The organism is Bacteroidota bacterium, from assembly GCA_016713925.1.
Lineage (GTDB): Bacteria > Bacteroidota > Bacteroidia > AKYH767-A > OLB10 > JAJTFW01.
Window position 1 is genome coordinate 95,166 of the sequence record JADJOH010000008.1, and the last position, 23,605, is coordinate 118,770.

General features: G+C 45.1%; 13 protein-coding genes. 12 read left to right on the top strand and 1 reads right to left on the bottom strand.

The genetic code is table 11. The annotated features are described in order from the left end of the window. The first annotated feature begins 25 nt into the window (after positions 1-25). From IPJ86_14825 to asnB, 10 genes are all read left to right on the top strand, one after another. A complete protein-coding gene (locus IPJ86_14825) occupies positions 26-601 on the top strand; it encodes a sigma-70 family RNA polymerase sigma factor (GenBank protein MBK7888496.1) in 576 nt (191 codons plus the stop codon). Beyond that, positions 598-2,025 (top strand): hypothetical protein, encoded by a 1,428-nt coding sequence (locus IPJ86_14830; protein MBK7888497.1) that lies wholly within the window; start codon positions 598-600, stop codon positions 2,023-2,025. The genes IPJ86_14825 and IPJ86_14830 overlap by 4 nt, the downstream gene beginning before the upstream one ends. Positions 2,026-2,564: 539 nt before the next feature. Beyond that, the gene (locus tag IPJ86_14835; GenBank protein MBK7888498.1) at positions 2,565-3,956 is read left to right on the top strand and encodes a hypothetical protein; all 1,392 of its coding nucleotides are present in this window, start codon (positions 2,565-2,567) and stop codon (positions 3,954-3,956) included. Between the two features lie 282 nt (positions 3,957-4,238). Continuing rightward, a complete protein-coding gene (locus IPJ86_14840; GenBank protein ID MBK7888499.1) occupies positions 4,239-7,715 on the top strand; it encodes a T9SS type A sorting domain-containing protein in 3,477 nt (1,158 codons plus the stop codon). 194 nt (positions 7,716-7,909) lie between these two features. Next, positions 7,910-9,016: an acyl-CoA desaturase gene (locus IPJ86_14845; GenBank protein MBK7888500.1), complete on the top strand. Its 1,107-nt coding sequence runs from the start codon at positions 7,910-7,912 to the stop codon at positions 9,014-9,016. 288 nt (positions 9,017-9,304) lie between these two features. Next, positions 9,305-9,937, top strand: a complete 633-nt coding sequence (locus IPJ86_14850; protein MBK7888501.1) for a TetR/AcrR family transcriptional regulator — start codon at positions 9,305-9,307, stop codon at positions 9,935-9,937. A gap of 33 nt (positions 9,938-9,970) precedes the next feature. After that, positions 9,971-11,458: a TolC family protein gene (locus tag IPJ86_14855; GenBank protein ID MBK7888502.1), complete on the top strand. Its 1,488-nt coding sequence runs from the start codon at positions 9,971-9,973 to the stop codon at positions 11,456-11,458. Then, positions 11,455-12,498: an efflux RND transporter periplasmic adaptor subunit gene (locus IPJ86_14860; GenBank protein MBK7888503.1), complete on the top strand. Its 1,044-nt coding sequence runs from the start codon at positions 11,455-11,457 to the stop codon at positions 12,496-12,498. Before IPJ86_14855 ends, IPJ86_14860 begins: the two co-directional genes overlap by 4 nt. A 12-nt stretch (positions 12,499-12,510) precedes the next feature. Continuing rightward, entirely contained in the window at positions 12,511-15,561 is a 3,051-nt protein-coding gene (locus IPJ86_14865) for an efflux RND transporter permease subunit (protein MBK7888504.1), read from the top strand. 531 nt (positions 15,562-16,092) lie between these two features. Next, positions 16,093-17,760, top strand: a complete 1,668-nt coding sequence (gene asnB, locus IPJ86_14870) for an asparagine synthase B (protein MBK7888505.1) — start codon at positions 16,093-16,095, stop codon at positions 17,758-17,760. Positions 17,761-17,932: 172 nt separating this feature from the next. Here the strand turns inward: asnB and IPJ86_14875 are convergent, their stop codons facing one another. After that, entirely contained in the window at positions 17,933-18,418 is a 486-nt protein-coding gene (locus tag IPJ86_14875; GenBank protein ID MBK7888506.1) for a tetratricopeptide repeat protein, read from the bottom strand. Positions 18,419-19,128: 710 nt separating this feature from the next. Here IPJ86_14875 and IPJ86_14880 point away from each other — a divergent pair. Together IPJ86_14880 and IPJ86_14885 are read left to right on the top strand one after the other, a co-directional pair. Beyond that, complete coding sequence (locus tag IPJ86_14880; GenBank protein MBK7888507.1) at positions 19,129-20,457, top strand: putative DNA binding domain-containing protein; 1,329 nt, start codon at positions 19,129-19,131, stop codon at positions 20,455-20,457. Positions 20,458-20,688: 231 nt separating this feature from the next. Then, positions 20,689-23,577 (top strand): DEAD/DEAH box helicase family protein, encoded by a 2,889-nt coding sequence (locus IPJ86_14885; protein MBK7888508.1) that lies wholly within the window; start codon positions 20,689-20,691, stop codon positions 23,575-23,577. Positions 23,578-23,605: the final 28 nt, after the last annotated feature.

Below are 23,605 nucleotides of genomic sequence, written 5' to 3' on the forward strand. Positions count from 1 at the left end.
CAGAAGCCGGTAAACCCGGAGTAGCATGCAGCCCGCCGTTGAATTATTAGAGAAATGCCGGCACGACGACCGGAAAGCACATCACGATTTATACGTGATGTGCTTTCCCGTTATCTATTCTATTTGTTCAAGATATTATATCAATAAGGAAGATCGGATGGCGGCGTTGAATATGATCTTTGTTCGCCTGGTGCAAAATATGTCCGACTATTTGAAGCGCCATAGTGCTGTTCCTTACGAACAATGGCTGCGACGGGTGAGTGTGAATTATATTATTGATGAATTCAGGAAACAGAAACGTTATCGGGAATACATCAGTCTGAGAGAGGAAATGCCCGAAGAACACCATCCCGGACGTATGGAGGTGGACATGAAATACGATACCGACGAAATATTGCTTGCTATTGAAAAGCTGCCTCCGATGAGCAAGACCGTGTTTAACCTCTATGCAGTAGACGGATACAAGCACGACGAGATAGCGACATTGCTTGGCATATCATCAGGAACGTCAAAGGCACATCTCTTTAAAGCCAGAAAGAAATTGCAGGAGATGTTGAGCGATGTCAAAAAAACGGAATGGAATAAACCCATCATACAATGAGCAACTATAAGAACGAAGAAATGAATCCGGAGGAGTACTGGCCGGAAGCAGGGAAGATGCTCGACCGGCATTTCGCTGAGAAGCGCCGTCGCAGGATGATCGTCTTTTTCAGCTTTTTCCTAGCAGGCACCTTGGGTGCGCTCTACCTGTGGAATACCAACAGGGAAGCGACTATTGCTGATGAAAAAGCAGGTGTTTCAATACAGTCGACCGGCACTTTAATTACTAACGGTAATGACGTGCAGAAGATAGCAGAAGAGAAGAGGATGGAAGAAAAGAAGGAAAAAAGCCATGACGTGAATAGTGAAGCTGTAATCAACCCCAATTCTTCTGTAACGACAACGTCTTCTAATCAAATGCAACGTGAACGACGAACTGCTGCTGTTGTGGAAGAACGCATCACCTCAAATACCTCAGTAATAACAACGCCAATCGCAAGGAATTCAATCACGACTGCAAAAGAAGAACAGTTGGCGACCACGACACCTGTTTTATTAAACACGCACACATCTAAAGAAGTGGAAACAACAGCACCCTCTTCCATGGAACTTATGACGCTCTTGCCCTCTCTTGAAATTGCCCTGCTAAGCCCCGACAGTACAAAGGATTATTATCTCCCGCAAAGAAAAGAGCTATTACTCCAACGAAAATCGCGCTGGGATCTCCTGTTGTATGCCGGTGGAGGAATGGTGCAGAAGGACTTGAGTGGATCAGGAAGTACAGTTTATCTTGATCGTCGCGAAAAAGAGGAGAAGCCCGCTTATCTACCCTATGCCGGTTTGCAATTGTCAAAAAGCATCAGAAACTGGGATCTCCGTGGAGGACTTGAATTCGCTGTCATTGGGGAGCAGGTGAAATATTCTCCCTATACCAATGGCGAATATTATAACTCCTACAATGAATGGGAGCCTTATAGCTACACGATTTCAGATACAGACAGTGTTTACATCTTCGGAAATTTATTTTTGAATACAAGACTGGAAACAGTGAACGATAGCCTCTATGTAACAAAGACCGATACTTTAACCGGAAGGCACTACGATCCTGCCTTGCAATCTACAAATGGCATCAACCGCTGGTATATCGTTGAAGTACCGCTGGAGATTGTTTATAATTTCAAACGAGGCCGCTGGGGAGCAGGCATCAGTGCAGGCGTCGCGCCCGGTGTGGTCGTGCAATCGTCGGGGAGATACCTGCGCGATGATGAAAGTGGAGTGACAAAATTTCAAAATGAAAACACCGGAAAATTATCCCTCAATGCCCGTGCCGGATTAGAGTTCAGTTACCTGATGAATAAGAATACAAGATTAATGCTACGACCATCAGGAAGATATTTCCTGACGAAGATGGACGCCGGCAATAACACAAAACAACGCTACAGTTCCGTCGGAATCAATGCCGGCATCCTCTATATGATACCCTGACCTTACACACAGAAAAGCCGGGGAGCCGTATCATTTGATGCGGCTTTTTTAATGGGTGTAATTTGCAGAGCGGGCATTTCTTACCGTACAAGCCTTTTTAGCGGCGGTATCTCTGCATCTTGCAAACCCCCCGAGGGGGGGCCCCCGCCAAAAGGAAGTTTTTTTTTTCAGGGGGGAGAAAAAAAGCCCCCCCACCCCCGGGGGCCCCCCCCGGGGGGGGGGGGGGGGGCCGATAGAAACGGCATCTCTTTAACTGACAAACTCCCTTGCAGAGCGGATTTTTTGGTACTAGCCCTGTAGGGGCGACATCTTGGTAACCAACAATCCCCTCTCTCCACACACCCGCCCTCACCCGACCTATGGTCGGGTGAGGGCGGGTGTGTGGGGGAAGATGATATCCTTACCGAGATGCCGCACCTGCAAGGGCTACTCTATTTTTTAACACGATACCTGCATACCCCTATTTGTAGTTATAATGTAGTGTCATCATACATTTTTATCTCCAAATTTTTATATTCGCCATCCAAACCCTTCCATCAATGAAAACAATCGCTATTCGTCAAAAGATAGAATCCCTGATAATTTTACTTTTTCTCTCCGGAAACATCGCCGCGCAATCCAACAACGCCCTCGCCTTTGATGGCATCAACGATTATGTTGCTGTGCCTGCAGCCTCTGCATTGATTGCGAACTCTACCGGCATGTCCCTCACCGCTTGGGTATATCCCACCAACCCCTCTCCGGTATTTCCTAACTTCGATGGCTTTGCCGGATTCCGGAACAATACCAATGCTGATTTTTATCTGCTGCATTATACGCCAACTTCGGTGGAGGCGCGATTCACCGGTGCTTCAGGTGTGAATTATACCTTAACTTCTCCTGTTCTCACTTTAAATACCTGGACCCATCTCGCATTTACCTATGATGGCTCTATGTTACGACTCTATAAAAATGGCATTAAAGTAGATTCTCTTCCTGCTACCGATGTGATTACCACTACGACCGAGGATTTTTTGATCGGAGATCAATTGTATCAGGGCACTCATTATTACCTGAGCGGAAGAGTGGATGAAGTGAGTCTCTGGAACAGAGCATTGCAACCCGCAGAACTGAGTTGCCTCCCGGTGAATGGTATTGATACGGCTAGTGCGGCCGGTTTGCAATTGTATTATCGCTTCAATCAGGGAACAGCCGGTGGTGTGAATTCCGGTCAGACAACACTTACGGATGCCGCTGGTAATATCAATGGCACCCTGAACAATTTCGCCCTTACCGGGAATGCTTCTAATTTTGTGGCAGGTGCTGCTCTCATCACTCCTACTGTTGCCTTTGTTTGCCCGGATTCTGCCTATAATTTCAATGGTAACATCGTATATCCTCCCGGTGTATTTTATGATACTCTTACCAATGTTTCCGGATGTGATTCTGTTATTCAGCTGACCCTTTCGAGCCTGGTCGTTGATACAGTCGTTATACAAAATGGCGCTACATTAACCGCCAACCACACCGGCACCTTTTATCAATGGCTGGATTGCAACAATGGATTCTCTCCAATAAGTGGAGCGAATCAGAAAGTATATACTGCTACAGCAAACGGCAGTTATGCAGTGATTGTTTTACAGGGTAGTTGCTACGATACCTCCGGTTGCCATTCGGTCACCAATGTAGGGTTGAACAATGCGGCCGGTGGATCGCCCATTCGTGTTTATCCTACTGCTTCTTCTTCCTTCATTCATATCGCGTTTACCAATGTCACAGGTGATTACCGCCTGCAGTTGATGGATATTTCAGGAAGAGTAATGACGGAAGAATTAATTGCCAACGCTGATGAATATGATTTTGATATCAGTCGTTTTGCACCGGGTAACTATCAGCTCCTGCTCATCAATGCCAGACAGGAGAAAGAAGTGTTTCGTGTTGTAAGACCCTGAGGGAAAGAATAGTTTTTATTGATAGCAGATGTAGGGGTCTGCTAAACACGGAGTAGTGGTGATTTCTCCATTTGAAAAGAGACCCCTAAATATAGGGGTGGACCCCTGTTTTTCACGCAATTAATCCCGGCTTCTTACCCCATGCATTGTCAAACATCCTTATTGCAAGGCGGAAGGCATCATTTTATCATGCCGGGAAGAATTTAATTTCGGGGTCAACTTTGTTTCTGCTATATTTACAATTCATAAAATTTCCATGAGATCTTAATACTTATTCCAACGATGAAGAAAAATTATACAGGATTACAGTTATTAGTACTTATTTGCATCGCTATCACCGGTGGCACATTAGTGAAGGTTCAGGCCGGAGATGCCATCTCAGGCGATACAACAGTGGTTCAAACGTTCCGCTACGACACGACCATGCGCGCGGGGATGTTTCAGTTTCCGGATGATTCCACCAAGTCCTACGAGAAAATTATCATGCTCTACAGTATGCGTTGCAAAAATGGTTTAGTCTCCAATTCCGGACAACCCAATCAGGGCTGTGGAGAATGGGATTACAATTGCTATACCTATCTCGTGGATTCCGCGCAAACGGATTCCATGCGCAGGATCAGCAATAGTTACGCGATCAGCAATTTTACGGATACTGTTTATCCATATACGATTGTTCCACAGTGGAACTACTATCAGACCATTCAACAAGAGGTAACCTATACCAGCACTATTTCAGAATCCACCGCCACGATCGGTAACGGTGCAGCACTTAGCAATGTACCTTTCGATGCCGCATCACCACTGTCGAGAACCCAGTACCTGTGGACCGCGTCTGAGCTCATTAATGCAGGCTTCACTGCAGGGAATGTTAACGGTCTGGAAATGGATCTTTTTACTTTAGGATCAACATTGGAAAATTTAAGAATCAGGATCAAAAATACCTCCCGCACCATTCTTGACAGTCAATCACCGGAGTTGAACGGATTTGCTGAGGTCTTTTATCAGAATACCACATTTACTGCAGCGGGTGCCAATCGATTTAATTTTCATACTCCGTTTAGCTGGGATGGTGTTTCCTCAGTACTCATGGATATTAGCTTCAATAACGTGAACGCCGGAATGAATAATCAAGTCTTCGTTTCCGGTGCTGCTAATATAGCTTCTCTTCACACTACGGCAAAAGATAAGTATCTGGATACTGACGGAGGTCTTGCTTCCATCACTTTGCCTTCCGGTGTAGGCGACACTGTTACTGATCAGGTGACACTGGCTTTCTGGTGTTACGGTAACCCCATTATATTACCTGCAAACACTAGTATCCTGGAAGCATTGGACGCCGGAGGTGAAAGACAAATGAACATACATCTTCCTTGGAGCGATGGGAGTATTTATTGGGATTGTGGTAATAATGGTTCCGGCTATGACCGCATCAGTAGAGCAGCTACCATCTCCGAAATGGAGGGCCAATGGAATTTCTGGACCTTTACAAAAAATGCAAGTACAGGTATCATGTATATTTTTCTGAATGGTAGCTTGTGGCATTCCGGTTCAGGGAAAACAAAGCCCATTAGCATCAATCGGATGAACCTGGGCAGATCGATCGCCAACAACTATGGTTATTATGGAAGTCTGGATGAATTCAGTATGTGGAGTATAGCCCTTGATTCAGTGGCGATCAGTGATATTATGTACCATTCCATCACACCCTCCAATCCTGCTTATGCCAACCTATTGGTATATTATAAAATGGATGAAAGCAGTGGTGCACTAATTGATGATTCCTCACCTAACGGTATGGATGGTACGATGTTTAATATGACCCGAAGAGATCGGCGAGGCAAAGACCTCTTTCGCAATTTTACAGAGAGTCTCGAGCGGCCCAAAATATCCTTTATAAGAGGGGTATATACAACCTCCGTTCAGGTCACACCCGTTTTAGACTCCCTCGCAATCAATGCCAATTCCGTTATTGAATATACTGTACAAAATAATACACTCGCTGCTGTTGACACCAATCTTTACTGGCAGGCCGGTGGGTATAGCTATGTGTATGATACCGCCGGTGTAGCCATTGATTCGATCCCGGTGGCTGCCGATGATACGATTTTTATTACCCGTTTAACGCATTATGAAAAACGTCCGATGAAAGTCGAGTTGATTAATTTCATCACGCCTTATGGATTAGGATTAAATATGAACGGGCTCATCGGGAAAACATGGGCCTTTGATGTGACCGATTATGCGCCGGTATTAAAAGGAAGAAAGTTCATGGCGATGGAAGATGGAAAGTATCAGGAAGATAATGATATCCGATTTGTATTTTATGAAGGTACACCGCCGAGAGATGTGCATGCCCTTCAACAGGTATGGCCAAGTGGTGCGTGGACGATGGCAAGTTATGGCCAGATCGCGAACAATGATATGTTTGAGCCGCGTGATATTCCACTTTCTGCCAATAGTGCTCAGTTCAAGCTGCGTTCTGCTATCAGCGGTCACGGACAGGAAGGAGAATTTATCCCACGCAATCATACTTTACGTTTAAATAATAGCACCAACTACACGAGAGCAGTATGGAAGGAATGCGCGATGAATCCCATCTACCCTCAAGGTGGTACATGGGTCTATGATCGTGCCGGCTGGTGTCCGGGAGATGTGGTGGACACGAAAGAATATGACATCACCCCTCAGGTTTCTCCGGGCCAGGTCATCAATTTAGATTATAGTCTGCCGGTTGTTTCCAATACCGGTACATCCAACTACAGAGTGAATAATCAACTGGTAAGTTACGGGGCACCCAATTTCAATCTCGATGCAGCGGTATCGTATGTGAAAAGTCCGAGTAATAGAGTGGAGTTTGAACGTTTGAATCCGATATGCAATGCACCTGTTATTGCCATTCAAAATACCGGAGCAACGCCGTTAACACAATTGGATATTACCTATGGTCGCTTAGGCGGCACCATGGCCAGCTACCAATGGACCGGCACGCTTAACTTCCTGCAAACAGCAGAAGTCACCTTGCCCCAACCCAATTGGCTGAGCTCAAATACCAATGAATTTATCGTCATTGTTACCAATCCAAACGGAGGAACGGATCAGTACGGTTTAAACGATACCCTCATCACTACCTTTAATTATCCTGTTGTTTATACTTCCGGTCTGGTGTTTGAATTAAAGACGAACACCAGCGGTTCACAAACCAGTTATACACTGAAAGATAGTCAGGGAAATAATCTCATTAACAGAATCGGCCTTGCTGCCAATACCACTTACCGTGATACCGTGTATCTACCCACAGATTGTTATACGTTGAAGTTGCTGGATGCGGGAGATGATGGTCTCAGCTGGTGGGCAAATCCCGGACAAGGAACCGGATATTTCCGTATCAAGGATGCGGCCACAGGAACAAATCTGAGAACCTTTAATCCTGATTTCGGGGATAATATTTATCAGCAATTCACGGTCAACTATACTCTGCCCACTGTTGAAGTTCAACCCGGACAAGCAGGCAATCTGACGGTATTTCCAAATCCCGCATCCGGACTGCTCAACGTAGAGTTTTCTCTGCCGGTGTATGCTGAAGGAGAAATCGCCGTAGTGAATATCGTAGGGCAAACACTGATGACACAAAAAGTTTTTGTTTCTCAGCCGAAGGAAAAAGTATCGCTGGACATCAGCCCACTCGAAAGCGGGATCTATTATATTGTCCTCCGATCGGGCAATGAAAAGGTCATGCAGAAGGTGGTAATCACACGATAAACCCTGAAAATAAAGGTGAAGGCGGGATGATGCAAAAATCGTATCATCCCGCCTTTTGCCTGAAATCCCATTAAATATCATGAAAATGCCGGTAATTCCTATGATTTTATCAGGAATTTCCAGGCGGATGATATAAGTTATTTGGATAATTTTAATTATAACTATCTTTGCATCAATAATTAAAACGTAGAAAATTGAGCACAGTAAAAGGAAATATTAAGTTTAAAGGGGAAGATCAGAAAGAGTTCTATAATGTTTTAAGAAAGAGAGTAGATAATTATTTTGTTGAGAACGGTATCTCCAAATATGCGAATGCGCAGATGGTATTCAAAACCATTTTTATGTTTTCCTGCTACTTCATCCCTTATGTATTGATGATGACCATGGAGTTCTCTTTCGGGGTGCAGATGTTGTTATGGTTAGTGATGGGTGTTGGTTTGGCAGGCATTGGAATGAGCGTTATGCACGATGCCAATCACGGTGCTTATTCCGGCAGCAAATGGGTGAATAAGATTATGGGCTATTCCCTGAATCTGGTAGGCGGTAGTATTTTCAACTGGAACCTTCAGCATAATATTTTACACCATACTTATACCAACATTACCCATTACGACGAAGACATTGATGATAAATTAGTGCTTCGTTTTTCCCCGCATACCAAGGTAAAATCCTTTCACCGTTTCCAGGTGGTCTATGCCTTTTTATTTTATGGAATCTTAACATTGTACTGGGCGACGTTTAAAGATATTCTTCAGTTTCGCAGGTACAACAGAAACGGTGTGAATCCGCTCAACAAAGCCGATACCCGTATCACCTTCATCAAGATTATCCTTGCCAAGATATTTTATTTCACCTACCTGCTCGTCATTCCGATTGCCGTCTTCAATGTAGCCGTAGGCCCTTGGATCGCAGGATTCTTCCTCATGCACTTTCTCGCAGGCATTGTATTGACAACGGTATTCCAGTTGGCGCATACGGTAGAGGGCACGCAACATCCCATGCCATCGGCTGAGGGAACCATCGAAAACAGCTGGGCGGTACATCAGCTTTGTACCACTGTTGATTTCGCTACCAACAATCGTTTATTATCTTTCTACATCGGGGGATTAAATTTTCAGGTGGAGCATCATCTTTTCCCTAAGGTATGTCATGTGCATTATCCTAAGATTGCTCCTATTGTCCGTGCCACCGCGGAGGAATATGGCATCCCCTACATGGAGAACAAATACCTCAAGGATGCGCTCATGTCGCATGTCCGCACGCTGAAGCGCTTTGGCCAGGCTACGCTGGAGTTCGGGTGATACGATGCGATACCCTGCGGGGGGGTAAAAAAAGGGCCTGAACGGTGTGTCCTAGGACCGTCTAGGATTCGACAGGTCTCGACCTGTCGCTACAGCCCTGTTCCCGTAGGACAGCCCCTCCTCCTGTCCCGTAGGGACAAAACACCGGTCTCCTCTCCATGCACCGGTGATTTTTATTGGCACAAAACCAGCATTTTACGACCAATCACCCCCTCGGAATCCCCTCCCCCTTGCTTTACTTAACACTGTTAATTATATTTGCAGCGTACAATTTATTCCTCCTCCCTCATGGGTATCACCGAACGAAAAGAAAAACAGAAAACCGAGCTGAAGAAGATGATCCTCGATGCTTCGATGAAGCTTTTTATTGAAGAAGGTTTTGAAAAGGTCTCTATCCGCCGCATCGCCGACCTGATCGAATACAGTCCGACTACCGTGTACCTCTATTTTAAGGATAAGAATGAAATCCTTTTTCATCTGCATCAGGAAGGTTTCCGGAAAATGCAGGAGTACAATCAAAACCTTAAACAGATTGCAAATCCTCTCCTCCGCCTCCATAAAATGGGTGAGAATTACCTGCATTTCGGTCTCGAAAATCCCGAATACTACGACCTGATGTTTCTGCAAAGCGCCCCCATGGAAACAATCCTCTGCAGCAGCGGCGATTGCGAATGGATTGAAGGCGATAAAGCCCTCGATCAATTGCGCATCATCCTCTCCGAATGTATGGAGAACGGCCTCATCGTAAAAGGGGATGTGAATGCCGTGGCGATGGTGATCTGGGGTATGGTGCACGGACTCGTCTCCCTCGCTATCCGCCGCAGATTTGAGAGACTCGTGCCCGAAGGTCAGGTCTATGGGATGATGGAACAATCCCTCAACTGGCTCCTGAATACCATGGATGCCTCAATGAAGAAATAAATTTTTTTTAATAATTACTTAACACTGTTATTAATGAGTACACTATTAAGAACCCCAATCATCCGGCGGGTCCTGGAGATGCGAGATGTCAGTTTGGTACGACAGGTGCGTCGAGTACGACAGGTCGCGACCTGTCGTTACGCAATGCGGATGATCACTATGTCGTACATCATGGTTTGGTCGACTGCAAGTTTCGCCCAGGAAGGTCCATTACCGTCCTACATCTCTGCCGGGATAAAGAACAATCTTCTCGTAAAGGAGAAAAACATCTCTCTCGATAAAGCTTTGCTCGCTTTGAAATCGGCGAAGGGCTTGTTCCTCCCCAACGTCTCGCTGCAGGGCGCTTATCAAAACGGTGACGGCGGTCGGAGTATTTCGATTCCCGTGGGTGATCTGGTGAATCCCGTCTACACGACATTGAATCAGCTGACGGGCACACAGGCTTTTCCGCAGATTGAGAATGTGAAGCAGAATTTCTTCCCCGATAATTTATACGATATGAAACTGCGCACCAGCCTCGCCCTGCTGAACTCCGACCTCTTCTACAACCGGAAACTTCAATCGCAGCAAGTGGTGTTGCAACAACTCGAACTGGAAGTGTACCAGCGTGAACTGGTGAAGGAAATAAAGATCGCCTATTATAATTACCTTTCGGCTACCCGTGCCGTTAGTATTTATGAGAACGCCGTTTCTACTGCGCGGGAAGGCAAACGGATCAATGAACGCCTTCTGGAAAATGGAAAAGGTCTCCCGGCATTCAGCCTTCGTTCAGAAGCGGAAGTGCAGGCGATGGTTTCTAAATATGAAGAAGCTGTCCTGAATCGTAATAACGCGCAGTTGTATTTTAATTTTCTTCTGAACACCGATCCGACCTCGCCCATCGACACCACTTACAACCCGGCTCCCGAAATTTCACAGGTGAACCTCCTCCTGCAACGCACCCCTGTTGTGGAGAAACGGGAAGAGCTGGCGAGTCTGCAACAGGTGAATGAAATGGGAGAGACGATGCTGCGGATGAAGCGGGCTTATCTCTACCCGAAAGTGAGTGGTTTTCTGGACCTCGGTCTCCAGGCGGAGAGGGCTAAACTCAGCAGCGATGACGCCGATTATTATCTCGCGGGAATACAACTGGAAATCCCACTCTTCGCCGGCTTTACCAATCGTCATAAAATTCAACAGGCGAAATGGGATATGGAACTGTCGTCATTGCAGTTGACCGATGCGCAGAAGAAGCTGGCGATGGGCGCGAACATCTCCCTCAACCGCCTGAATGGTGCATGGTCGCAATACCTGGCAGCACAACGTCAGGTGGAGGCCGCTGCTGCATATCATCGACTCATCAACAAAGGCTACATCGAAGGTGTGCATACTTTTCTCGAGAAACTGGATGCCTCTAATCAATACACCAACGCGCAACTGCAGTTGAATTTAAGTGAACTGAATATCCTCTCGGCATTGGCGCAGCTCGAGCGGGACGAAGCAACATATCCTATACAAAATTTTAAAAATAGTAATCCATGAGAACATCCTTGCTCTGGCTTGTCCTGCTGACAGGCGTATTGTCCTCCTGTTCATCTTCAAAGGAAGAGGTGAAGGAGATGAATGAAGAAATTATTCCCGTGAAAGTGATGGCGCTGGAACGGAGCCGTATGAAAGTGGAGATTAAAACCTCCGGCCTGTTTACAACCGATGATGAAACCGTCCTCTCTTTTAAACACGGTGGCATCGTAAAATCGGTGGAGGTGAATGAGGGTGATTTTGTGAAGCAGGGACAAGTGCTCGCTACCCTCGAAATGACAGAGATCACCGCTGCTGTTGAACAGGCGCAACTGGCGCACGAAAAGGCATTGCGGGATTTTAATCGCACCAAAATTTTATTTGAAGACAGTGTAGCGACACTCGAACAATTGGAGAATGCGAAGACGGGTTACGATCTTTCCAAACGTCAGCTGGATGCCGCCAACTTTAACGGGAAGTACGCCACCATCCGGGCTAACGGGAATGGATATGTGCTGAAGAAGTTTGTGAACAGCGGACAATTGGTAGGGCCCGGAACGCCTGTGCTGCAAATCAACGGTGCCGGGAAAGGGGAGTGGATGCTGAACGCCGGAGTGAGTGATGCGGAATGGGCTTCTATCTCTACCGGTGATCCCGCGGTCATCACTACCGATACAGATCCGGATCATCCACTGGAAGCTGTAGTGAGTCGTAAATCAGAGGGCGTGGATCCGATGAGCGGGACATTCATGATTCAGTTGAAGTTGAAGAAAGGCGAAAAAGCCGCGATCGCTTCCGGACTTTTTGGTAAAGCTACTATTGCCGCGGGCAGAGCTAACGAAGGATGGCAGGTGCCGATGGAGGCGCTCCTCGACAGTGATGGTAACAAAGCGGATGTGTTTGTGACAGATGATAAAGTCACCGCGAGGAAGGTAAGGGTGCAGGTGGCGCAACTCACCAACGAACGGGTGCTGATCAGCAAGGGACTGGAGAACGCCGCTTTTCTCATTGTCAACGGGAACGCCTATCTCACGGATAAATCGAAAATTAAAATCATCGACTAAAATTTATTTCCCATGAAAATTTCTGATTACGCAGTTAAGAATTATCAGTTTACCCTGATCATTTTCCTCATGGTAGTGGCCCTCGGTGTGACGACGATTCTCACCATGCCCCGCTCTGAAGATCCGGATATCAATGCCCCGCAGTTTCCGGTGGTGGTGGTTTATCCGGGGACAAGTCCGGGAGATATGGAAGAGATTGTGGTGGACCCGCTGGAGAAAAAATTATATGCCCTGGAAGATATCAAAAGAATTAAAACTTTTATCTCCGATGGTCTTGCCGTACTCACGGTGGAGTACAAGTATAGCAGCGATGTGGAGGAGAAGTACCAGGAGCTCGTACGCGAAGTGAATACCATTCGTACCCAACTGCCGAAGGAAATCGCGGCGATGGAGGTGCGGAAGATTCAGCCTTCGGATGTAAACGTGATTCAACTGGCGCTGATCTCTGAAAATGCCGGCATGCTCACGCTGAAGAAGGAAGCCGAGCGCTTGCAGGAGAAACTCGAGAAAGTGACCGCACTGAAGAACGTGGAAATTTTTGGGATCCCGGAACAGCAGGTGAAAGTAGATTTGAATTTGAGTAAGATGGCGCAGTTGCATATCCCGCTCGATGCCGTGCTGAATGTTTTGCAGAGTGAGATCGCCAATATCCCCGGTGGTAGTGTGCAGGAAGGCGCCCGAAGTTTCAACGTGAAAACGAGCGGGAATTATAAAGATGAGCAGGAAGTGGCGAATACGATCATCTACAGCGTGAACAGAAAAAATATTTTGCTGAAAGACATTGCAAACGTTTACAAAGATTTTGAAACGACTACACATATCACCCGACTGAACGGGCACCGTGCCGTTTTCGTGACCGCGGCGCAGAAGAAGCAGGAGAACATCAGCACCACGCAACAAGCCTATCTTCCGGTCATCGAAGCGTTCAGGAAGACCTTGCCTTCGAACATCGATTTGAAATTGCATTTTGATCAGGCCGATAATGTCAACAAGCGCCTGAATGGTTTGGCGTTCGATTTCCTGATCGCTATACTACTCGTGGCCATTACCCTGCTTCCCCTCGGGATGAGAGCTGCCTCGGTGGTGATGATTTCTATTCCGCTTTCACTCGCGATCGGCATCGTATTGCTGAATTTGATGGGCTATACCCTGAATCAACTGAGCATCGTGGGATTGGTCGTGGCGCTGGGATTGCTGGTGGATGATAGCATCGTGGTGGTGGAGAATATCGAACGCTGGCTGCGGGAAGGGCATAGCCGGCTGGAAGCGACATTGAAAGCCACACAGCAGATAGGCCTCGCCGTTATAGGCTGTACCGCGACCCTCATCATCTCTTTTCTTCCCATCATCTTTTTACCCGAGGCCTCCGGAGATTTTATCCGCAGCTTGCCCATGGCGGTGATCAGCGCGGTGATCGCTTCGATGCTGGTCTCGCTGACGATCATTCCCTTTCTTTCCAGTCGTGTGCTGAAAGAACATTCCGGTCATCCCGATGGAAATGTGTTCATGCGCGCGTTGAAAAGAGTGATTCACGGCAGTTACAGTCGTCTGCTGGAAAAGGCACTTCAGCGTCCGGTGATGACAGTGCTGATAGGATTGCTGGTTTTCGGAGGTTCGCTGGCGTTATTCCCTGTGGTGGGCTTTAGCCTCTTCCCCGCCTCCGAGAAACCACAGTTTATGGTGAATGTGATCAGTCCCCTGCAGAGTAATATCGAGTACACGGATTCCATCACCCGCACCGTTGAACGTGAACTGAAGAAAGTCCCCGAGGTGCAATATGTCGCCACCAACGTAGGACATGGAAATCCACGCGTGTACTATAACATCGTACCGAAGGATGACCGCAGTGATTTTGCAGAACTCTTTGTGCAGTTGGAAGAGCATACCAGTCCGAAACGAAAACTCGCCATCATCGATCAGCTTCGTAAACAATGGACACCCTATCCCGGCGCCAAAGTGGAGGTGAAGAACTTCGAGCAGGGTCCGCCCGTGATTGCTCCCGTGGAGGTGCGTCTCTATGGCGAGAACCTCGATACCCTGAGTGTCCTCGCTGCGCAGGTGGAGAAGTTACTGCGAACTGTAGATGGAACCCTCTATGTCAATAATCCGCTGATGCACCGCAAGTCGGATATCAAGGTGGCGATCAACAAGGAGAAGGCGATTCAGTTGGGTGTTCCTACCCTCAGCATGGACAGAAGCATCCGCATGGCCGTGGCAGGACTCGAGATGGGAACCTTCACCGATGCAGCGGGCGATGAGTTCAGCATAGTGGTGAGTAAACCCAAGGAAGCCCGTCCCGGACTCGAAGTCTTTGATGACCTCTACGTAAACGCGGCTAACGGTACTGCCATACCGCTAAAGCAAATCGCCGGACTCACCTTCGAATCCTCACCCCTCAGCATCAACCATTTTAACAAAGCCCGCACGGTATCGGTGAGCGCCTATGTGCAGAAGGGATATCTCAACGATGAAGTAATCAATGGCGTCATCGCAAAGATGGATCAGGTCAAATTGCCTTCCGGCTACAGCTATGAGATGGGTGGAGAAGTGGAGAGTAGGAATGAATCGTTCGGCGGATTCGGCACCATCATCCTCGTCACCATCTTCCTCTTCATCGCCGTCCTCATTCTCGAATTCAGAACATTCAAGAGCACGCTCATTGTCTTATCCGTCATCCCGCTTGGTATAGTGGGTGCTGTACTCGCCTTACTCGTCACGGGAAATTCGTTATCCTTTGTCGCCACCATCGGCATCATTGCCTTGGCGGGCATCGAAGTCAAGAACACCATATTGCTCGTCGATTTTACCAATCAGTTGCGCGAGAAAGGCATGCCCTTAGAGCAGGCGATCCGTGAAGCCGGAGAAATTCGTTTCCTCCCTATCGTCCTCACCTCACTCACTGCCATCGGCGGACTCTTCCCCATCGCCATCTCCACCAACCCGCTCATCTCTCCCCTCGCCATCGTCATGATCGGCGGACTCATCAGCTCCACCATCCTCTCCCGGGTCGTCACGCCGGTAGTGTACAAACTAATTCCTCCGGCGGTAGAACTGCAGAAGTAATAACCACGCTGACATCAAATCAACACCTCTGTACCCAGGAGAGTTACTACCACCACAAGCCCTGTAGGGGCGACATCTTTCAACACCTCTGTACCCATGAGAGCTACTACCACCACAAGCCCTGTAGGGGCGACATCTCTGTAAAGACAGGCGCCCTCTCTCCTAACAACCGCGGGCACCCGACCCTAGGTCGTGTGCCCGCAGGAGGGTGGTGGAAGTAGCTCTCCCGGGTTACAGAGGTGTCGCCCCTACAGGGCTTGTGCTCACTCGTACATTCGTAAAAATTCGTAATTCGTACATTCGTAAACTTTCGCACCTGCCTGCCGGCAGGCAGGTTTCGCATTTCGTATTTCGCATTTCGTATTTTCGTAAACTTTCGTATTTCGTATTTCGTATTTCGCATTTCGTATTTTCGTAAACTTTCGTATTTCGTATTTCGCATTTCGCATTTTCGTAAACTTTCGTATTTCGTATTTCGCATTTTCGTAAACTTTCGTATTTCGTAACCCCTTTTCATTATTTTTGCCACCTATGTGCGGAATAGTAGGAGTTTTCGATATCAAAAGTAACACAGCCGATCTTCGCCCCAAGGTGCTCGAGATGGCTAAGCGAATCAGACACCGTGGTCCGGACTGGTCGGGGATGTACAGTGATGCGAATGTGATTCTCGCACATGAACGGCTGGCTATTGTAGATCCCACCTCAGGGAAGCAGCCCTTGTACAGCGAGGATAAAACATTAGTGCTGGCGGTCAACGGAGAGATCTATAATCATATGGAATTGCGTGCCGGTTTGCAGGATTATCATTTCCTCACGCATTCCGATTGCGAAGTGATCCTCGCACTTTACCGCAAGAAGGGAAAAGATTTCATCGAAGACCTCAACGGCATCTTTGCTTTTGCCCTCTACGATAAAGAACAAAACTGCTATCTGATTGCACGTGATCATATGGGCATCATCCCGCTCTACATGGGCTGGGATAAGTTTGGAAATTTTTATGTTTCCTCGGAGCTCAAAGCACTGGAAGGGACCTGCAATAAAATCGAAGAGTTCCTGCCCGGACATTATCTCTACAGCAAGGAAGGCGCGACACCCCAGCGTTGGTACACCCGCGATTGGATGGAATTTGAAAACGTGAAGCACAATACCAGTGATAGTGCTCAATTACGTGAAGCGCTCGAGCAGGCCGTCCACCGGCAGTTGATGAGCGATGTGCCTTATGGCGTCTTACTCTCGGGCGGACTGGACTCTTCCATCATCTCTGCCATCACCAAAAAATATGCAGCGCGACGCATCGAGAGCAACGATACGCAGATGGCCTGGTATCCGCAATTGCATTCCTTCGCTGTCGGACTCGAGGGATCACCCGATCTGGCAGCGGCACAGAAAGTCGCGGAACATATAGGCTCCATACATCACGAAATTCATTTCACGGTCCAGGAAGGACTCGATGCGATCAGCGACGTCATCTACCACCTCGAGACCTATGATGTCACTACCGTTCGCGCAGCTACACCCATGTACCTGCTGGGAAGAGTCATTAAGTCGATGGGCATAAAAATGGTTTTATCGGGAGAAGGGGCTGATGAAATTTTTGGCGGCTATCTCTACTTCCACAAAGCGCCCGATGCCAAATCCTTTCACGAAGAGACCGTACGCAAATTAAGCAAGTTGCATTTATACGATTGTCTGCGCGCCAACAAATCCCTCGCCGCTTGGGGAGTCGAAGGACGCGTACCTTTCCTCGACAAAGAATTCATGGATGTAGCGATGCGCCTGAATCCGGCCGATAAGATGGCGGGCAACGGCAAGATGGAAAAGTGGATTCTACGCAAAGCCTTCGAAGACCTGTTGCCCGAAAGCATTGTCTGGCGACAGAAAGAGCAATTCAGTGATGGCGTAGGCTACGGATGGATTGATACATTGAAAGCCTTAGCCAACGAAAAAATCAGCGACGAAGAATTAGCGCAAGCGAAGTTCCGTTTTCCTGTCCACCCTCCCATGAGCAAGGAGGAGTACCATTACCGCGGCATCTTCCATTCCCATTTCCCCTCTGATACCGCAGCGGCCTGTGTACCTTCTGTCAAGTCTGTCGCCTGCAGCAGCGCCGAAGCCCTCGCCTGGGATCCTTCTTTTCAAAATTTAAATGATCCTTCGGGAAGAGCGGTTAAAAATATTCATAATAGTAGTTATCAATAGTGTTTTTTAGTGCATACTATTTTTATGCATAAATAAATTTTTTGGTGCATGGAAAGGCTTCCGGCTTCCAGCCACCGGCTTCCGGCTTTTTTTTGGTACATGGAGTTTATCATAACAAATCATAAAAATCATAATAAATCTGCGGCCCATCAAAATATCGATGCCAGAAAATTTATAGGTTCATTTTAATCTTTACCCTATTCAAATCATTTTGATATCGACTAACATCAACATCCGATAAGGAATAAAAAATCGCCTTCGTATAATACTCGATCGCTTCTTCCCATTTTTTCTCTCGTTCATAGAGATTTCCGAAGAGGCTGTAAATTTTATCCTTTTCAATTCCGGGGACTTCCAGGGATTTATTGAGGACGGCGACGGTTTCGGTGGCTTTATCGAGGCGGAGTAAAAGTTCGCCATAATCGTAATAGAGGTCGGGGTAGGCGGGTGCCTGACGCATCGCGATACGGAAAGCCTCTTCGGCGGCGGTGAAATCGGCAAGGTGGTGGAGATAAATGCTTCCCAACATCGCCTGCGCCTTCCCTTGCTCCGGATAGCGGGCAATGATCACCTGCAACTCCGCCAACGCTTCGCCCACCTTCCCCTGTTCCAGGAGCTGCTGAATGACGAGTAACTGCGTTGCGATATTGTCTGACATTGATTAACGATCCATTCGGACCCACTTCCTCTCCTGCAAAAATGCGGTGTTCTCACTCCATATCCCCTCAGAAGGTGGCGAAAATAGATGAATTTCGGGTAAGAAGGGCAGGGGGGAGGGTGAAAGGGGTGGGACTTGTCAGAATGGTGATGTGGAAAGGGGAAGGTTTTGGGGAGGGAAGAAAGGAGGTTAGTGACGCTTTTGTCCGGAGGTGGGGAGTTTAGAGGCAATCGGTGGGGGTGAATTTATGAGATATAGATTTACAGTTTATTGTATAGTAGGGTGATAAATTAGATTTGAATTTCAGGTATAAATAATTTTATAAGAAGGGGATTAAAGATAATTTAATAGTTTTGGTAGGACGGAACATTATTTAGTGGAACTATTTAAAATACATTAGTTATTAAGTAAATCGGTTTATTGTATTGAGATTTTTAGTAAAATCGTATTTCTCCCCGGTCAACCGAGTTCTCAAAGACATCAGAGAAGTTCTCTAAATAAAGTTAGTGGTAGTAAGCAAAATTGAGAATATTAAAACAATTCTGTAGCAGTTTGATAAATCGATGTTATTAATAGAATTTAATCAAGAGTATTTAATTGAATTCTTAAATGTTTGGAATACTTACGAGCGTGAATTTACTTCATTATTATTTGGTCGAAGATGTAAAAGATAAATTTGGATTAGTTGATAAGTAAATAATCGATTTATAATGCACGAGCAACAAAACATAGAATACAAACAAAGTTGGCATGACGACTACCTCAAATGGGTTTGTGGCTTTGCCAATGCCCAGGGTGGAGTGATTTTTATCGGCAAAGATGATGATGGAAAAATTGTTGGTGTTGACAATTATAAAAAATTGATGGAGGATTTGCCCAACAAGATCAGAAACTCAATGGGTATTTCTGCCGAAGTAAATCTACATGAAGAAACGGGAAAGCATTTTATTGAAATTGTAACTCATCCCTACTCCGTTCCTATTTCGATAAGAGGAAGATATTATTACCGAAGTGGAAGCACTAAACAAGAATTAACGGGAGCTTCGTTGAATGAGTTTCTATTAAAAAGATCAGGCAAGACTTGGGACGATGTTGTAGAACCTCGTGCTACCTTTGCAGACATTGACGAAAAAACAGTTACCATATTTTTACAGGCATCTGAAAATGCTGGTCGCTTGCCTGAAAATAAAGGCTTGACAATTCCTGAATTGTTTGAAAAATTAAGGCTTACCGAAAACAGTCAGTTAAAACGAGCTGCTCTTATTCTATTTGGGAAAGAACCTGCTAAATTTTACCCAAACACCTTTGTAAAGATTGGTCGCTTTGGAAAAGATGATGCCGACTTAAAATTTCAGGAAACAGAAGAAGCAAATTTAATTTTATTGCTTCAGGCAGTTTTAAATCAACTCAACCATAAATTTCTTACAAGACCAATAGAATTTAAAGGAATGCACAGGCTCGAAAGAAGTGAATACCCAACTGCTGCACTACGTGAAATTATTTTAAATGCGTTGGTGCATCGCAACTATATGGGATCGCCAACTCAAATACGGGTTTATGATAACAAAATTAATTTTTGGAATGAAGGTATCCTTCCCGTAGGCTTAACATTTGAGGCATTAAAAGGATTCCATACTTCACGACCAAGAAATGTTTTAATTGCAGACGTTTGTTTTAAAGGAGGATTCATTGATTCATGGGGACGAGGAACGTTGAAAATTTATGATGCTTGCAAAGAGGCAAAATTACCCGAACCCGAAATAAAGGAATTTCAAGGCGGTTTTTTGGTAACCCTTTTCAAAGACAATTTAACGGGAGACCAATTAGCAAAACTTGGACTGAATGGCCGACAATTAAAAGCAGTGAATTTTGTGAAGGAGAAAGGGAAAATTACGAATAAAGAATATCAGGAATTAAACGACTGTTCAAGAAATACCGCAAGTAACGACCTTGGGGATTTAGTTCAGAAGAATATTCTTCTTGGTAGTGATATTAAGGGAGCTGGGGCATTTTATCAGCTAAAATCAATTGCACATTAATTGCACAAATTGCACATTGATTGCACAATAATTGCGTCACAATTGACCCAAAATCGCGCCAATTGCCAAGTAATCGACTGCTATAGAGAATGAACCAAGACACAACCTATTCTTCAAACTTCAATGACCGCAGCCACACAGCAGGAACAAATAACATTATTCCGGTCTTTATTCAAAGGCAGGGAAGATGTGTTCGCCATCCGTTGGGAAAAGGAGAATAAAGGCGGCTATATGCCCGCATATTTTTATGACCCTTATAGGTTAAAGGCGCATAAAATGAAAGGCGGAACTTTCCAGAATTTTACCGAGAAGAAATATTTACCCTTTACCGATTTAGAGCTTTTGAAACACCTTGCAGGAGAGCAGTTTGCCGGAGTTTATCCTTTAATGCCGGATAACACTTCTTGGTTTATTGCTGCTGATTTTGACAAAGATAACTGGCTGGAACAATGTAAACAGTTTCAGTCTGCCTGCGAAGCAAAACAAATTCCGGCATATTTGGAACGTTCCCGTTCCGGAAAAGGAGGACACGTATGGATATTCTTCGATCAACCTTACCCGGCTTTCAGAAGCAGAAAAATTATCATATCCATTTTAGAACAGATAGGTCTATTTTCAATATTTGACAAAAGTTCAAGTTTTGACCGGCTATTTCCGAACCAGGATTTTTTATCAGGTAAAGGCTTCGGGAATTTGATCGCACTTCCTTTGTTCAAAAAAACGCTGGAACTTGGTAATAACTGCTTCATTGATCCGGAAACTTCTGAACCTTATAAAAATCAATGGGGATTTCTCGGGAGCATCAGGCGAATTTCAACAAAAACACTGGATGAATTATATCAAACCTATTCCGGTTCAGATGTAGATTTTAAATCGAAAACAATTTCCGGAAAATTGACCATAAGCCTGAACAATTGTGTACGCTTGAGCCGCGAAGGATTAACCACACCTTTGATAAACTTTTTAAAGGAAGAACTGAATTTTGCCAACACGGAGTTCATTATTAAGAAAAAGGTCGGTAGAAATACTTTCGGAACAGAACGCTATTTTAGGCTCATAGAGGAAACAGAGGGTGAATTAATAATTCCCAGGGGATTTGTCGGAAAGTTGATACGATTCTGCAAAATGCATAACATTGAATATGAGTTTCAAGATGAGAGGGAAAAACATAAGGAAATTCCTTACTTGTTCAACACCAATTTAAGAGAACACCAGCAAAGCGTAATAGAAATAACCAAAAAGAAAGACCTTGGAATTATCGTAGCTCCTCCCGGATCAGGTAAAACAATTGTAGGGTTAAAAATAATTGCCGAGAAAAAACAACCAGCCCTGATCATTACACACCGCAAACAAATTGCCGAGCAATGGATTGAAAGAATTCAAACTTTCCTGGGTATTCCAAAACACGAAATAGGGAAAATTGGACTTGGGAAAACAAGGGCCGGAAAAAATGTAGCAATCGCTATGATCCAAAGTCTGGCTAAGGAACTTGAAAAACCTAATAGCGAATTCACAAACGCCTTTGGACTTGTCATTATAGACGAATGTCATCATATACCAGCGGAGACTTTTCGGAACACGGTTAGCAAGCTAATGACTTTTTATTCCTATGGCCTAACTGCAACACCTTTTAGAAAGTACAATGACGTAAAACTCATGTTCATTTATTTAGGTGAGGTGATCAGCGAAATAAAACAGAATGAAATCAAAGATTCCGGGAAAGCCAGGATTGTTATACGAAATACGGAATTAGATATTCCATTCAATCCAAAAACCGATCAATTTGAAACTGTTTCTAAAATACTCGTGCATGATTCGACTAGAAACAAACTGATTCTTTCCGATGTAATCACTGAATTGAAAGCTGGCAGGAAAGCGGTAATAATTACTGAACGAAAGGAACATATTGACACTCTTTATCAATACCTCAAACAGTCTTATGAAACTGTTACACTAAGTGGCGATGATTCTGAAAAGGATCGCAGTACCAAATGGAAACTTTTGAGGGATGGAAATTACCAAGTTTTGATACCCACTGGTCAGTATTTTGGAGAAGGAACCGACCTGCAAAATGTTAATTGCCTGTTTCTCGTTTATCCATTTTCATTCGAAGGCAAGCTGATTCAATACATAGGCAGAGTTCAACGATCAGAAATAACGCCCACAATTTATGATTACCGTGACATAAAGATAGACTACCTGAATAAAATGTTTCTGAAAAGAAATACGTACTATAAGAGGATTGAAAAACAATCAACTTTGTTTGACGACCCAATTGAAGAAGATATTTTACCTACAAAGACTTTTGCTATACAACGAAAAGTAAAAATACCATTTGAAAATCTTGAATTCCGTTATGGAAGCATCGCATTCATTTATCTCATACCCGAAATTAATAAGGAAATAGAATTTGATATTGAAAATCTTGAGATCAGACCTGAGTTTGAAGTTTTAAAACCCTACTTTTTAAAGATACTAAAGCTGAAAAGTGTTGAAGCAGAAATTCAGGCTGAATTTGAAGATGGGAACCTACTTTCTCAATTAGCGAGCTCGAAGGATATTCAAAAAATAAATCGAGAAGTAATTGAGGGTGTAAAATTCAGATTTATCACAAAGAACTTTCTTAGCAAGTCAAATACTGAGCCACAGAATGGTTTGCAGGATATTCGCCAGTTGCAAACGGGGAACGACAAAGTAGTACAACTTTATAGCTCCGGGGAAGACTTATTGAATGATTTTATTAAGAAAAAAAATTATAAACACCGGAAGCACTTGCAATACCTGGCATTGAGACATACAAGAGCAATTATGAAAATTCGATTTGTTTTGAGCCCGTTTTCTTTTGTGTTTTTACTAACCGGTAAAGATCATTTTCACATTGTAATGGAAACTCTGGACACCGAGGAAGCTACTTATGTTTGGCATATCGAAAATGACATAAGGAAACTTCCTGACAATTTGAGATTGGTTGACCAACATTTAAACTTAATCAGAAACAAGGGACGTCAGGGATTTCTTGAGAATAGCCCGGACAATTTCAGCAGAATAGTTCATGACTACTCAGACGAAAGGAAGGGATTTATATTATGGAAACACCTACTTGAAGAAAGGCTGACATAGCCTATGTGCCCAATTTGTAAAGGGAGAA